Origin of the sequence: Kitasatospora sp. NPDC058444 (genome assembly GCF_042721415.1) — a bacterium.
Lineage (GTDB): Bacteria > Actinomycetota > Actinomycetes > Streptomycetales > Streptomycetaceae > Kitasatospora.
In genome coordinates, this window is sequence record NZ_JBHXLL010000080.1 from 1 (window position 1) to 14,022 (window position 14,022).

The window sequence follows — 14,022 nt, forward strand, 5'->3', positions numbered from 1 at the left end:
GGACCCTCCGGGCTTCGTTCTTTCGTGTTTCCAGCTTACCAGATGTTTTCCGCTCCGTTTCCGGGGCTTCGTTCATCCAACTCGCTGGTGTCTTCCGAGGTTTGACGCCCCGTCCGACGTTTCAAACTCTAGCCGATCCCCGCTCCGAAAAGCGAATCCGACCGCAACCCAATAAAACGAGCACGCCAAATACGACCCGAGCCTCGAACGCGAAAACGCGGACGCGACCCAGCCCGAACCTGGGAAGTGGTGTTTCAGAGGATTGGCCGCCCCGGGACCGTCCGCGCCGATGCGTGTCCGGTGCTCCCTGTCGAGCGACTAGAGAACAGTACTCCTCATCCGTGCCCAAGCCAAACGGCCGGCACCCCCGGCCGGCCCCCGACGCCGCGTTCATCGTTTGTCTACCGCGACGTCCCATGATCCTTCCCAGCGGACGCCACGAGGCCCTCGTGGACGTCGACCGTACGAGAGAGGGTTCACGGGGACATGAAGACGACGAAGAAGCTCCGGCAGCTGGCCATCGGCGCGGCCACCGCCACGCTGGCGCTGACCGGAGTGCTGGCCGGGGCGGGGAACGCGACCGCTGCCGACGGCTACCAGATGGTGCGGATGCAGGAGCCCGGAGTCCTCTACAAGAACACCAAGCTCAGCGTCGGCGACACCCAGCTGGTCATGCAGAACGACGGCAACCTGGTCATGTACGTCACCGACCCGTCCGGCGGCGTCACGGCCCCGTGGTCCACCCGCTCGGTCGGCTGCGGCGACCGGGCGATCATGCAGGGCGACGGGAACTTCGTCGTCTACGACAGCAACAACCGGGTCTGCTGGGCCAACAACACCTTCAAGAGCGGTCCCGGCACGGCCGCCCTCGAACTGCACAGCGGCGGTGGCCTCCACATCGACCTGGGCGCCGGCAGCTCCAACTTCTTCATGCACCAGCTCACCCTCCGACTGGGCTCCTCGGACCCGTACTAAAAGACCCGCACCGACAGTCCTCCAGCCCGGCCCGGCCCTCAGGCCGCTCGGTGAGCCACCTGACCAGGTCGGCCACCGACCAGCGCGGCCGGGCCGCGAGCCGGGCCGCCGCCGTCCGCAGCAGGACCGGCAGGTGGCCGCAGAGGGCGGCCACCTCGGCCGCCGCGTCCGGCTCCTGCCGGATCCGTTCCGCGCCCGCGATCCGGGCCAGCAGCTCGTGGGCGTCGTGCGGCTCCAGCGGTCCCACCGCCAGCCGCGCGGCGTCCTCGGGCAGCGTGCCCGGTTCCGCGCCGGCCACCACGGCCGCGCAGCCCGCCGTCCTCGGCAGCAGCGGCCCCGGGTCGGCCACCCCGTCCAGCAGCACCAGCACGCGCCGCCCGGTGAGCACCGCGCGGTAGCGCGCGCCGAGCTCGTCGACGCCGGCGCCCGCCGCCGGCCGCTCCCCCAGTGCCCGGAGGAATCCCGCGAGCACCGCGTCCGCCTCGCCGCCGCCCGCGTACAGCTGGCCGTCGGGGAAGGCCTCCTGGACGACGTGCGCGACGTGCACCGCCAGGGCCGACGCGCCGCTGCCCGCCGGGCCCGACAGTCCCACGACCGGCGAACCCACAACCGACAGCCCCACAACTGGCGACCCCACAACTGGCGACCCCACGACCGGCGACCCCACGACCGGCGAACCGTCGCCGCTCGCCCGCAGCAACCGCTCCGCCTGCCGCACCAGCCCGGCCCGTCCCACCAGGTCGGGGATGTCCGGCGGCAGCTGGCCGGGCCTCGGCAACCGCCCCGGCGGCCGCCGCAGCAGCACCGGGGCGTCCCCGCGCCGGATCCGGTCGGCCAGCTCGACCACCGCCGGCGCCGGTTCCAGCCCCAGTTCCCCGTCCAGCCGTTCCCGCAGCGCCTCGTACGCCGCCAGCGCCTCCGCCGTGCGGCCGCAGCGGTGCAGCGCCAGCAGGTGCAACCGGTGCACCTCCTCGTCCTGCGGGTGCGCGGCCGCCAGCCCGGCCAGCTGCTCCACCGCCTCCGCGTGCCGGCCGAGCGCCAGGTCCAGGCCGAGCAGCGCCTTCACCGCCGCGAACCGTCCGGCCGTGAGCCGCTCGCGGACCCGTTCGGCGAACGCCCCGGGCACCCCGTCCAGCACCCGCCGCCCTTCCCAGGACCCCAGCGCGAGCGCCAGCGACTCGCGCGCCCGCTGCGGATCCTGGTGACGCAGCGCGACGGCCTCCGCCACCGCGGCTTCGTAGCGGAAGAGGTCCACCACCGTGCGCGGCGCCTCCAGCCGGTAGCCGCCCGCGGCCCCGACCAGCAGCCCCGGCACACCCAGGGCCCGCCGCAGGCGGTGGACGTGAGTGCCGATCTGCCCCACCGGGTCCTTCGGCCACCGGGTGTCGTCCGGCCCCCACAGGTCCTCCACCAGCCGATCCGTGGGCACCAGCTGCCCCGGCGGAATCAGCAGCGCCGCGAGCACGGCCCGCTGCTGCGGCCGGCCGAGGTCGAGCTCCTGACCGTCACGGTGGGCCCGCAGCGGCCCCAGCAGGCTGAAATCGAGCCCCACCGCCCACTCCTCGACGCCGTCGATCCGGTACACAATCTGTGACAGAGCATAGGTCGCCGGGGTATGGGGGCCCGCCGTCCGGACGGATCTGGCGGAATCCCGGCGCAGAACGACTTCTCGGGGACGGGACATGGGTGACATGGGGGGATCCGGACTGCGGTTCGGACTGCTGGGACCGCTGCGGGCCTGGCACGGGGAGCAGGAACTGGAACTGGGCAGGCCGCAGCAGCGGGCCGTGCTCGCCGTCCTGCTGGCCGCGGCCGGGCGGACGGTGTCCGTCCCGGTGCTGGTCGAGGGGGTGTGGGGCGGGGCCGCGCCGGGCGATCCGCGCAAGGCCGTCCAGCTCGCCGTCTCCCGGCTGCGCGCCGCGTTCCGGCCGTACGCCGGGGACGACCCGGAGCGGATGCCGCTGGTCCGGGTCGGTGACGGCTACGCGTTCAGGACGGCCGGCGCCGAACTGGACGCGCGGGAGTGGGACGCCCTGCTGGCCGAGGCCGGACGGCTGCGCGAGGCGGACGCCCCGCCGCAGGAGATCCGGGAGGTGCTGCGCCGCGCCCACCGGATGTGGGTCGGCGAAGCACTCGCCGGGCTGCCCGGGCCGCACGCCGAGGCCGTCCGCGCGCACCTGACCGAACAGCGGATCTCGGCCAAGGAGACGGAACTGGAGCTGGACGCCGACCTCGGCGACCGCACCGACCTCACCGCCGCGATCGCCGCCCTCGCCCTGGAGTACCCCGGCCGCCCCCGGCTCACCGCCGTCCTGATGCGCGCCCTCTACCAGGCCGGGCGCAAGGCCGAGGCGCTCGCCGTGTACGAGGACGCCCGCGCCGCGCTCCCGCCGGGCGCGAACGGCCCGGCCGAGCTCCAGCTGCGCATCCTGCGCGAGGACGCCTCCCTGCTGCCCGCGAACGCCGCCGCCGACCCGGCCGAACCCGCCGCCGAGGCCGACGGCTGGCAGGCGCCCGACCAACTCCCCGGTGGCCTGCCCGACTTCACCGGCCGCGCCGAGGAGGCCGAGAGCCTCGCCGACCGCCTCGCCGGCGCCGGCGGCCGGGCCGTCGTGGTCTCCGCCCTGGACGGCATGGGCGGCGTCGGCAAGACCACCCTCGCCGTGCACGTGGCCCGCCGGGTCCGCGACCGCTTCCCCGACGGGCAGCTCTTCGCCGACCTGCGCGGCGCCGACCGCACCCCGCCCGACCCCGGCACCGTCCTCGCCGGCTTCCTGCGCGCCCTCGGCGTCGACCCCGCCGACGTGCCGCCGGACACCGGTGAACGCAGCGCGCTCTACCGCTCCGCCCTGGCCGGGCGGCGCGTCCTGGTCGTCCTCGACAACGCCGCCACCACCGGCCACGTCGAACCGCTGCTGCCCGGCTCCCCCGGCTGCGCGGTCCTCGTCACCAGCCGCCACCGGCTGACCGGCCTCGCCGGGGCCCACCAGCTGCGCCTGGACACCCTGCCCCCCGAGCAGGCGCTGGAGCTGTTCACCCTGATCGTCGGCGCCGAACGCGTCGCCGCCGAACCCGGGGCCGCCGAGGAGGTGGTCCGGGCCTGCGGGCTGCTGCCGCTCGCCGTCCGCATCGCCGCCTCCCGGCTCGCCGCCGACCCGGCGCTCACCCTCGCGGCGCTCGCCGAGGGACTGCGCCACGAGCACCGGCTGGCCGAACTCAGCGACGGCGAGCGCACCGTCGAAGCCACCTTCGCGCTCTCCTACCACCGCTTGGACCCCGAACTCGCCCGCGCGTTCCGCCTGTTGTCCCTGCCCGAAGCCCCCGACATCCCCCTGCCGTGCGCCGCCGCCCTGCTCGACCGCACCGAGGCCGAGGCCGACGACCTGCTGGAAACCCTCGTCGACCTCAACCTGCTGCACTCCCCCCGTTTCGGCCGCTACGGCTACCACGACCTCGTCCGCGCCTACGCCCGCGGCCGCCTCGCCGAGGAGGACGGCGCCGCCGAACGCACCGCCGCCACCGACCGGCTGCTCGACTTCTGCCTCGCCACCGCCCGCAACGCCGACCGCGCCGCACGCAAGGCCGAACCGGCCGAACTCAGCCTGCTCGACGCCCCCGTGGCCTGCGCCGGGCGCCCGATCGCCGACGGCGCCGAAGCCGTCCGCTGGATGCGCGACCAGGCCGACGTCCACGCCGCCGTCATCGCCCTCGGCTGCGCCGACCCGGCCCTGCCGCTCGACCGGGCCGCCGAACTCGCCGACCGGATGGGCGCCGTCCTGCCCGAACGCACCCAGACCAGCGTCATCGTCGACCTCGCCGGACACATCGCCCGGCAGGCCGCCGCCCGCGGCGAGGACGGGCCGCTCGCCCTCGCCCGCTACCTGCGCGGCAGCATGCTCTGGCACATCAACCGCTACGCCGAGTCCGAGGAGGAGATCCGCCGGGCCGTCGAACTCTCCGAGCGGGACGACCGGACCGAACGGGTTCTCGCCAAGGCCCTGATCAACCTCGGCAGCAACGCCCGCATGCACGGCCGCTACGCCGAGGCCGCCGAACACGCCGGCCGCGCCGCCGAGCTCTTCCACCGCCTCGGCGCCCAGCGCGCCGAGGGCAGCGCGCTCGGCGAGTTCGCCTTCAGCGCGGCCCAGACCGGCCGCCTCGACGAGGCCCGGGACGCCGCCGAGCGCAGCGCCCACCTGATGAGCCGCTCCGGCCCGGTCTCCGCCGCGACCGGCCGCTACTACCTCGCCCGGGTGCTGCGGCTGTGCGGCGACCCGGAGGAGGCGCTCGCCCACGCCGTCGGCGCCCGCGAGGAGTTCGCCGCCCTCCAGGTCACCGTCTTCGCCGCCGCGTCCGGCGACCTCGCCGCCCGCATCCACGCCGAGGCCGGCCGCTGGCTGCTCGCCGTCGACGCCGCCGAGGCCGTCCTCCCGCTCGCCCGCCGCACCAGCGCCGCCCTGGAGGCCGCCCTGCTGCGCACCCTCGGCACCGCGCTCACCGGCCTCGGCCGCCCGCGCCAGGCCCGGGCCTGTCTGACGGACTCGCTGGAGGTGTACGAGCGGCTGGGGCTCAAGGAGGAGTCCTCGCAGGTCAGGGCACTGCTGGCGCGGTAGACAGCAGGTCAACGCACCGCCGAACTACGCGCGTTGACCGGCCGTCTACCGCAGTGCAGGAACGTCTCTCTCATCAGGCCCCGGGCCGCCGCGGTTGCGGCCCGGGGCAACACCACAGACGAGAGGCGCAACCATGCCCACCCTCCCGCAGCACGGTCAGAACTGGACGCTCAAGTCCGCCAACGGCACCGTCGCCGACGTCCGTTCCAGCCAGACCACCGCCGGCACCGCCATCCAGTCCTGGAGCCCCAACGGCACCACCGCCCAGGGCTGGACCTTCTGGGCCAAGGAGAACGGCAGCTTCCTCCTGGAGACCCTGCTGACCACCGGTCGGCACGTCGGCGGCCAGGCCATGGTCATGGACTTCAACTACTCCACCGGCCAGACCTGGCTCTACAACGAGCACAACCAGCCCAACCAGCACTGGTGCTTCGAGCCCCTCGACAACGACTGGGTGCGCATCCGCACCACCCGCACCAACGAGGGCATGCTCTTCCTCACCGCCGCCGCCCCCGGCTCGCCGCTCACCCTGGCCCGGCAGGACGACGGCAACCCGGCGCAGCGCTGGCAGCTCGTCCCGGCCGGCGGCGTCAGCGGCGGCCAGCAGCAGCCCCAGCCGCAACCGCAGCCCCAGCCCCAGCCCGGCGGCGGCGGTGACTTCCGCACCGAGATGCTGAACGCCGTCAACGCCGAGCGCGGCCGCGTCGGAGCCCCGCCGGTGCGCCTGGACGACCGCCTCAGCGCCGCCGCCCAGCGCCACGCCAACGACATGGCCTCGCACGACCTCACCCAGCACAACGGCACCGACGGCAGCACCCCCTGGGACCGCATCGCGGCCGCCGGATTCTCCTCGCGGGCCTCCGCCGAGAACGTCACCCCGGGCAACAGCGTGCCGGAGGCGATGCAGATGTGGATGAACAGCCCGGGCCACCGGGTGAACATCCTCAACCCCGACTACAACTTCATCGGCATCGGCTACGCGCCCCGCCAGCGCGGCAACTGGGGCCGCTACGTGCAGACCTTCGGCAAGGCCTGAGACGCCCGAGACCCCGACCGGCACCCTTCCAGCAGCAAGGAGTCCCACACCCATGTCCTCGAACGCGGCGGACCTGATCCGCATCGCCCGAGACGAGGTCGGCTACCACGAGGGCCGCAGCGGCGGGCACTGGAACAACATCCAGAAGTTCTCCCCCGCCGTCGCCGGCCTGGAGTGGTCCCAGGGCGAGGCCTGGTGCGCCACCTTCGTCGCCTGGTGCGCCGAGCAGTCCGGCAACGACGGGCTCTTCCCGGTGAGCGCCTCCTGCGCGGAGGGCGTCGCCTGGTTCAAGGAGCGCGACCGCTTCACCGAGTACCCGGTGATCGGCGGCCAGGTCTTCTTCGGGCCCGGCGGCGGCAGCCACACCGGCATCTGCGTCGCCTACACCAGCACCACCATCACCACCGTCGAGGGCAACACCAACGACGGGGGGAGCTCCGAGGGCGACGGGGTCTACCTCAAGACCCGTGACCGCCGCTCGGACTGGGTCCACGGCTACGGCATCCCGGACTTCGCCGACGGCGTGGTCCTCGCCGATCCGGAGTGGAAGGACCGGTCCGGGGCGATCTACTTCGGGCAGGAGGCCTCCGCGGAGGACAGCCCCCGCGGCGGCGCCCCGTCCGGTGCCGCCCCGTCCGGCGCGTCCCCGGCGGCCGGCGGCGACGGCGGGGCCGGCGACGGCTACGAGCCCTTCCCCGGCGCGGACTTCTTCCACGACGGACAGAACAGCGACGTCATCACGCGGATGGGCGAGCGCCTCGTCGCCGAGGGCTGCTCCGCCTACGCCGAGGGCCCCGGGCCCGAGTGGTCCGACGCCGACCTCGAGTCCTTCCGCAACTGGCAGCACAAGCTCGGCGACTCGGGCGCGGACGCCGACGGCATACCCGGCCCCCAGCAGTGGGCCGCGCTCGCCGTCCCGCGCGCCTGATGCCGGGCCCGTCCACCACCACAGAAGGGGAGACCCGATGAGCACCATCACCCGTACCCGCAGGTTCCTCGCCTCGCTCGGGGCCGTCACTGCCGTCGCGGGGGCGGTCGTGGCCGGCGCACCCGTGGCGCAGGCCGCACCGGCGGCGCAGACGACGCAGACGACACAGGCCGGTGCCTGTGACTTCTCGCCGTCCGTGAAGGGCATGACGGCCGTGAACAACGGCTCGGGGGTCGGCGCGCTCGACCTGTACCACGGCGTCGAGGTCAACGGTCAGCCGATCATCGTCTGGACGGCCAACCAGTCGCCCGCGCAGACCTGGACGTTCTGGACGTACTGCGACGGCACCACGGCGATCTCGCACGGGCAGGGCAAGGTGATCGACCTCGACACCGGCTCGGGCGCGGTCCGCCTCTGGGACACCCCCGGCGGGCTGGACGGCCTCAACCAGCCGAACGGCGACTGGATGCCGGCCAACCAGAAGTGGCTGCTGACGGACAACGACCGCGGCTGGTACCTGATCCACAGCGCGGCCGTCGGGCAGTGCCTCACCTCCAACGGTGCCGGCCGGACCATCGGGATGACCGCCTGCGACACCGCCGACCCGGCCCAGCGCTGGCTGCTGGGCTGACGCACCACCGGGCCCGGTCCGCTCCTCGACTCCTCGACGTCGAGCGGACCGGGCCTATCCTCGTCCGCGTGCCCCTCATCAGCCTGCACGACCGCGCCGCGCTCGCCGCCCGCTTCCGCACCGATCCGGCGCTGCACCTCTTCGAGCTCGGCGACCTGGACGACACCCTCTGGCCCAACACCAGCTGGTACACCGCCGCCCCCGACTCCGGGCACGGACCGGTCGCGCTGCTCTACAGCGGCGGCGACACCCCCGTCCTGCTCGCCTTCGCCCGGCCCGCCGGCCTCCCCGCGCTGGAGGCGCTGCTGCGCGACCTCCGGCCCTTCCTCCCCCGCCGGTTCATGGCCGGGCTGCCGGACGGCGCCGAGCGGGCGCTCGCTCCCGACTACGCGGTCGAGCGCCGGACACCGCTGCTGCGGATGCTCCTCACGGCGGAACTCCCGGCCGAAGTCGCCCACGGGACCCGGCCGTTGGGACTCGACGACGTCGAGGACGTCCGCGCCCTGCTCGCCGCGTCCTACCCCGACTCCTGGTTCGACCCCCGGATGCTGGCCGGTGGCGGCTACGTCGGCATCCGCGAACACGGCCGGCTGTCGGCCGTCGCCGGGGTGCACGTCCACTCACCCGCCCAGCGGGTCGCCATGCTCGGCAACGTCACCACCCACCCCGACGCCCGCGGCCGCGGCCTCGCCCGGGCCTGCGTCACCGCGCTCTGCCACCGGCTGGCCGCGACCACCGACCACCTGGGCCTGAACGTGCGCACCGACAACGCCCCGGCGATCCGGCTCTACGAGCGGCTCGGCTTCACCACCGTCGCCACCTACAACGAGCTGGTGCTCGGCGCGGTATAGCCGCGGCCTCCCGAACACGGTGGCCCGGGGCGCGCTCGACCCCGGGCGCGCTCGGCCCCGGGCGCGCCCGGCCTTGGGCTCGCTCAGCCTTGGGCTCGCTCAGCCCCGGGCCGCCGAGGACGGCGACGCCGAGGTCACGCCGTGGATCCGCAGGAAGGCGTCCACACCGGCCGTCGCGATCCGCTCGACCTCCTCGTCCGCCACCGGGAGCGCGCCCCAGAAGGAGCGCTCGGCGATGCCGTGGAAGGTCAGCAGCGTGAACTGCTCGGCGGCCAGGTCGGCGTCCTCGACCGCGAGCAGCCCGCGCTCGGCGAGCGCCGCGAAGTGCTGTGCGAGGTCGCGCTGGGAGGCGATCGGCCCGGCCTCCAGCCAGGCCTCCAGGACGTCCGCCGGGATGTTGGCGACCTCGGCCCGGATCGCCCGGCCGAGTGCCCCGTGTTCCCCGGCGGACAGCACGGCGCGGGCCCGCCGGACGGCGAAGTCGACCAGGTCCTGCCGGAGCTCCACCACCCGGTCGAGGTACGTCGCCATCAACTCACGGATGCGCTCGGTCAGTTCCGCCGAGTTCTGCAGGGCCACCGACAGGAAGAGGGTCTCCTTGTCCGCGAAGTGGTTGTAGACCGTCCGCTTGGACACCCCGGCCTCGGCCGCGATCGCGTCCATGCTGGCCCGGACGTACCCCTCGCGCCCGAACACCGTCGTCGCGGCCCGCGTGATCGCCTCGCGCTTCTCCGGCCGCCCCGCTCCACCCGTCGCCGCCACGGCTCTCTCCTTCTTCCGCCGGCGCATCGGCCGGCCCGCTCGGAAACTGCCCGGTGTAGTTTATCCGGGGGCGCGGTGCACTCCGGACTTGCCGCCGAACAGGCGTGCTCTATGCTGCGTACGACTTCTACACCCGTGTAGAAGCAATGGGGAAGCGCCGCCCCCGATCACGGGCGGCCGGCCCAGTGGGGAACCGGCCGGCCGTCAACCGGCGTCCGGAACTGGCAGCGCCACGAACACGGTTCCGAAACGACGGAACGACGGAACGACGGACCGACCGGCCTCCGAACCGGGCGGTCCGGCCGGGCCGGCGGACGGCACGCGGCGCGGGCGCCACCGTGGCGCGCGGAGCACGGGAACACCGGGGTGAGGGCGTGGCGGGGCAACGAGGACGGTCGGCGGGCAAGCGGGCGCGCCGACGGGCGGCAGACGGACCCGCCGAACACACCGGACACATACGCCCCCTGCCCGGCGGCCCCGCCCTGCCGGTGGCCCTCGCCCTCGGACTGCCGCTGGCCGGCGCCGCGGTCGACGAGCTCTCCGGCCCCGGCATGGGCCTCGCCTTCACCGTGGCCGCGGTGCTCGGCACCGGCCTGGCGGCGGCCCTGAGCAGCCGCAACGGCTGGTGGTGGGTGCTCGCCGCCTCGCCGCTGGTCGTGCTGGGAGTGACGGCCGCCGTCGAACTGGCCGCCCACCGCGACCGGTACCAGGGCAAGGGCCTGGCCACCGGCGCCGCCAGGTGGGTGGTGCACGGCTTTCCCGTGATGGCCGAGGCCGCGGCCGCGGCCGTCATCGTGATCGCGGTCCGGCTGGTCCGGGCGAGGAGGAGGCAGCATGGCTGACAGCACCGGAGACGCCGGACGCACCGAGGCCCGCCGCCCCTCCCCCGCACTGATCGCGGGCCGGGTGCTGGCCTGCACCGTCGGATTCGCGGTGTTCGCCGCCAGCGGGGTGGTCTGGTACGGGTACAAGCAGCTCACCGACGGGATGACCACCTCCGGCGTGATCGCCGAGACCAAGAAGGACGCGCCCAAGCACCTCGACAACTCGGTCAACCTGCTGCTGATCGGCCTGGACAGCCGCAAGAACATGGACGGCACGGACCTCCCGCCCGAGTTCGTCCAGGACGAACTGCACGCCGGCCACAGCTCCGACATCGGCGGCTACAACACCAACTCCCTGATCCTGCTGCACATCCCGGCGAACGGCGGCAAGGTGCAGGCCGTCTCGATACCCCGCGACGACTACGTCATGACCTACGGCGCCGACGGCTCCCAGATGGGCATGGCCAAGATCAAGGAGGCCTACGGCGCGGCCAAGGACAAGGCCGACGCGGGCCTGCGCGCCAAGGGCCTCAAGGGCGCCGACCTGGAGAAGGCCGGCCGGGACATCGGCCGCGCGGCCACCATCCGCACCGTGCAGAAGTTCCTCGACCAGCCCATCGACCACATCGCCGAGGTCAATCTGATGGGCTTCTACGACATCGCCAAGGCCCTCCAGCCGATCGAGGTCTGCCTCACCCACGACACCAAGGACCCGGCCATGGAGGGCCAGGGCTCCGGCGCCGACTTCCACAAGGGCGTCAACAAGCTCAACGCCTCCCAGGCGCTCTCCTTCGTCCGCCAGCGCCACAACCTCGACGGCCCGGACGGCAACACCGGCGACTTCGCCCGCACCCACCGCCAGCAGGCCTTCATCTCCTCGGTCGTGCACAACCTCAAGCAGAAGGGCGTCCTCGGCGACCTCGGCAAGATGCAGGAGCTGATGGGCGTGATGCAGAAGGACCTGGTGATCGACAACGAGTGGAACGTGCTCGACTTCGCCCAGCAGGCCCCCAACCTCACCGGCGGCAACGTCGAGTTCAACACCCTGACCTTCGACGGGTTCGGCACCAGGAACGGCCAGGACGTCAACCTGGTGACCCCGGCGAAGGTCCAGAAGGTGGTCAAGCAGCTCTTCGGCTACGCCGACGCCGCCGCCGCGCCCGCCCCGGCCGACCCGACCGCGGCGACGACCCCGGCGCCGGCCGCGCCGACCGCGGCACAGGCGCCGAGCCCGACGCCGACCCCGACCTCCGCCAGGCCCGTCACCGTGGACGTCTTCAACGCCTCCTCCGCCTCCGGAGTCACCTCCGCCGCGGAGGCCAAGGCCCTGGCCGGCCTGGGCTTCAAGGAGGGCCGTACCGGACCGGCCGGCACCCGGCCGAAGACCACCACCGTCGTCTACGGCAAGGGCGCCAAGGAGGCCGCCGAGCAGATCGCGGCCCGCTACGGCGCGACCGCCACCGAGTCCGCGGCCACCGCCGCCGACCACGTCGTCGTCACCCTCGGCACCGCCTTCACCGGCGTCGCCGCCGGCGAGCCCACCACCCCGGCCGGCAGCACCCCCACCGACCCGGCCGCCGACCTGCCCATGCAGGGCCCCGCCGTCGACGCCCAGTCCGACGGCGGCATCCCCTGCGTCTACTGACCGGCCGGCAACGGCCGTCCATCGCCCCGCCGGGCTTTCTCGACCATGGGCACGATCATTCGGCAGACCTCTGGCGCAATTCTCCGTACTATGTATAGTGTACTGCGTACAGGGTAATTGGCCCGGTACTGACGAGAGGGTTCTCGCCTTGCAGATCACCAAGACCGCCGTCTCCCTGACCGTCGAGGACGTCACCACCTCCGCCGCCTACCTCCAGCGGCACTTCGGCTACACCGAGGAGATGTCGGCCGACGGCTTCGTCTCGCTCGCGCACCCCGGCGGCGGCGCCAACGTCGTCTACCTGCGGCGCGGCCTCGAAGTCCTGCCGGAGGACCAGCGCCACCGGATCGCGGACGGCGTGATCCTGGCGTTCGTCGTCGAGGACGTCGCCACCGAGGAGCGGCGGCTGCGCGAGGAGGGGGCCGTGATCACCCTGCCGCTGCGCGAGGAGCCGTGGGGGGAGAAGCTCTTCCAGGTCGCCGACCCGAACGGGGTGGTGATCCAGCTGGTCGAGTGGGCCCAGCAGTAGGCCGAACGGGAAACGACGACGGCGCCCCCTGTCCCGGTCGGGACGGGGGGCGCCGTTCGCGTCGGCGGACGGTCAGGCCACCGTCCAGGTGTCGTTGCCGGCGAGGAGTGCGGCCAGGTCGCCTTCGCCGTGCCGGTCGGTGGCGGTGGTCAGCTGGTCCGTCATCAGCTCGTCGTAGACCGGGCGTCGGACGCTGCGCAGGACGCCGATCGGGGTGTGGTGGAGGGTGTCGGCGTCGGCGATGCGGGAGAGCGCGAAGGCGGTGGTCGGGTTGGCCGTGTGGGCGTCGTGGACCAGCACCTGGGCCTCGTTGCCGGCGGTGACCGGGGCGGTGAACAGCTCGCCGTCCGAGCCGCGGAAGACACCGCTGGCCAGATCGGTCCCGAAACGGATCGGCTTGCCGTGCTCCAGGCGGACCAGCGCCTCGTCCCGGCTGCCCGGGTCCTTCAGGACCTCGAACGCGCCGTCGTTGAAGATGTTGCAGTTCTGGTAGATCTCCACCAGCGCCGTGCCCTCGTGCTCCGCGGCCGCCCGCAGCACCGACTGGAGGTGCTGACGGTCGGAGTCGATCGTGCGCGCCACGAAGCTCGCCTCCGCACCGATCGCCAGCGACAGCGGGTTGAACGGCGCGTCCAGCGACCCCATCGGCGTCGACTTCGTGACCTTGCCGACCTCACTGGTGGGCGAGTACTGACCCTTCGTCAGCCCGTAGATGCGGTTGTTGAACAGCAGGATCTTCAGGTTGACGTTCCGCCGCAGGGCGTGGATCAGGTGGTTGCCGCCGATCGACAGCGCGTCGCCGTCACCCGTCACCACCCACACGCTCAGGTCCCGCCGCGCGGTGGCCAGCCCCGTCGCGATCGACGGCGCCCGACCGTGGATCGAGTGCACCCCGTAGGTGTTCATGTAGTACGGGAACCGCGACGAGCAGCCGATCCCCGACACGAACACCGTGTTCTCACGCGTGATGCCGAGTTCGGGCATGAACGACTGCACCGCCGCCAGGATCGCGTAGTCCCCGCAGCCCGGGCACCAGCGCACCTCCTGGTCCGTCTTGAAGTCCCGGGCGCTCTGCGCCCCTTCGGCCTTCGGCACCAGCCGCAACGACGGGAAACCGCGCTCGTCACGCTCACTCATCGGTGGTCCTCCTCGTCCAGGGTGCCGATCGCGGCCCACAGCACATCCGCCAACTGCGCCGCCTTGAACGGCAGACCGCGGACCTGGTTGT

The 14,022-nt window shown here is 73.4% G+C and carries 12 protein-coding genes; 9 read left to right on the forward strand and 3 right to left on the reverse strand.

What is annotated here, in order from left to right; translation table 11 throughout:
- The first annotated feature begins 486 nt into the window (after positions 1-486).
- Entirely contained in the window at positions 487-975 is a 489-nt protein-coding gene (locus ACFWP2_RS39095) for a hypothetical protein (RefSeq protein WP_380460818.1), read from the forward strand.
- Here the strand turns inward: ACFWP2_RS39095 and ACFWP2_RS39100 are convergent.
- A complete protein-coding gene (locus tag ACFWP2_RS39100) occupies positions 941-2,527 on the reverse strand; it encodes a BTAD domain-containing putative transcriptional regulator (protein ID WP_380460820.1) in 1,587 nt (528 codons plus the stop codon). The genes ACFWP2_RS39095 and ACFWP2_RS39100 overlap by 35 nt on opposite strands.
- A gap of 130 nt (positions 2,528-2,657) precedes the next feature.
- Between ACFWP2_RS39100 and ACFWP2_RS39105 the strand changes: the two genes are divergently transcribed.
- From ACFWP2_RS39105 to ACFWP2_RS39125, 5 genes are all read left to right on the forward strand, one after another.
- Positions 2,658-5,588 (forward strand): BTAD domain-containing putative transcriptional regulator, encoded by a 2,931-nt coding sequence (locus ACFWP2_RS39105; protein WP_380460822.1) that lies wholly within the window; start codon positions 2,658-2,660, stop codon positions 5,586-5,588.
- Positions 5,589-5,721: 133 nt separating this feature from the next.
- Positions 5,722-6,624, forward strand: coding sequence for a CAP domain-containing protein (locus tag ACFWP2_RS39110; protein ID WP_380460824.1), 903 nt, complete (start codon positions 5,722-5,724; stop codon positions 6,622-6,624).
- Positions 6,625-6,676: 52 nt separating this feature from the next.
- Entirely contained in the window at positions 6,677-7,552 is an 876-nt protein-coding gene (locus tag ACFWP2_RS39115) for a peptidoglycan-binding protein (protein ID WP_380460826.1), read from the forward strand.
- Positions 7,553-7,589: 37 nt separating this feature from the next.
- Positions 7,590-8,183, forward strand: coding sequence for an RICIN domain-containing protein (locus ACFWP2_RS39120; protein ID WP_380460828.1), 594 nt, complete (start codon positions 7,590-7,592; stop codon positions 8,181-8,183).
- A 68-nt stretch (positions 8,184-8,251) separates the two neighbouring features.
- Complete coding sequence (locus ACFWP2_RS39125) at positions 8,252-9,034, forward strand: GNAT family N-acetyltransferase (protein ID WP_380460830.1); 783 nt, start codon at positions 8,252-8,254, stop codon at positions 9,032-9,034.
- 99 nt (positions 9,035-9,133) lie between these two features.
- Here the strand turns inward: ACFWP2_RS39125 and ACFWP2_RS39130 are convergent, their stop codons facing one another.
- Entirely contained in the window at positions 9,134-9,796 is a 663-nt protein-coding gene (locus ACFWP2_RS39130; RefSeq protein ID WP_380460832.1) for a TetR/AcrR family transcriptional regulator, read from the reverse strand.
- A gap of 374 nt (positions 9,797-10,170) precedes the next feature.
- Here ACFWP2_RS39130 and ACFWP2_RS39135 point away from each other — a divergent pair, with 374 nt between their 5' ends.
- From ACFWP2_RS39135 to ACFWP2_RS39145, 3 genes are all read left to right on the forward strand, one after another.
- Entirely contained in the window at positions 10,171-10,638 is a 468-nt protein-coding gene (locus tag ACFWP2_RS39135; protein ID WP_380460834.1) for a DUF6542 domain-containing protein, read from the forward strand.
- The gene (locus tag ACFWP2_RS39140) at positions 10,631-12,265 is read left to right on the forward strand and encodes an LCP family protein (RefSeq protein ID WP_380460836.1); all 1,635 of its coding nucleotides are present in this window, start codon (positions 10,631-10,633) and stop codon (positions 12,263-12,265) included. Before ACFWP2_RS39135 ends, ACFWP2_RS39140 begins: the two co-directional genes overlap by 8 nt.
- Positions 12,266-12,413: 148 nt before the next feature.
- Complete coding sequence (locus ACFWP2_RS39145) at positions 12,414-12,794, forward strand: VOC family protein (RefSeq protein ID WP_380460838.1); 381 nt, start codon at positions 12,414-12,416, stop codon at positions 12,792-12,794.
- A gap of 72 nt (positions 12,795-12,866) precedes the next feature.
- On the opposite strand, the gene ACFWP2_RS39150 is transcribed toward ACFWP2_RS39145, so the two are convergent.
- Positions 12,867-13,931, reverse strand: coding sequence for a 2-oxoacid:ferredoxin oxidoreductase subunit beta (locus ACFWP2_RS39150; protein WP_380460840.1), 1,065 nt, complete (start codon positions 13,929-13,931; stop codon positions 12,867-12,869).
- Positions 13,932-14,022 lie beyond the last annotated feature (91 nt).

Coding starts and splice junctions, on each gene's coding strand:
- ACFWP2_RS39095 (WP_380460818.1), top strand. CDS start 487: ATGAAGACGACGAAGAAGCTCCGGCAGCTGGCCATCGGCGCGGCCACC.
- ACFWP2_RS39105 (WP_380460822.1), top strand. CDS start 2,658: ATGGGTGACATGGGGGGATCCGGACTGCGGTTCGGACTGCTGGGACCG.
- ACFWP2_RS39110 (WP_380460824.1), top strand. CDS start 5,722: ATGCCCACCCTCCCGCAGCACGGTCAGAACTGGACGCTCAAGTCCGCC.
- ACFWP2_RS39115 (WP_380460826.1), top strand. CDS start 6,677: ATGTCCTCGAACGCGGCGGACCTGATCCGCATCGCCCGAGACGAGGTC.
- ACFWP2_RS39120 (WP_380460828.1), top strand. CDS start 7,590: ATGAGCACCATCACCCGTACCCGCAGGTTCCTCGCCTCGCTCGGGGCC.
- ACFWP2_RS39140 (WP_380460836.1), top strand. CDS start 10,631: ATGGCTGACAGCACCGGAGACGCCGGACGCACCGAGGCCCGCCGCCCC.
- ACFWP2_RS39150 (WP_380460840.1), bottom strand. CDS start 13,931: ATGAGTGAGCGTGACGAGCGCGGTTTCCCGTCGTTGCGGCTGGTGCCG.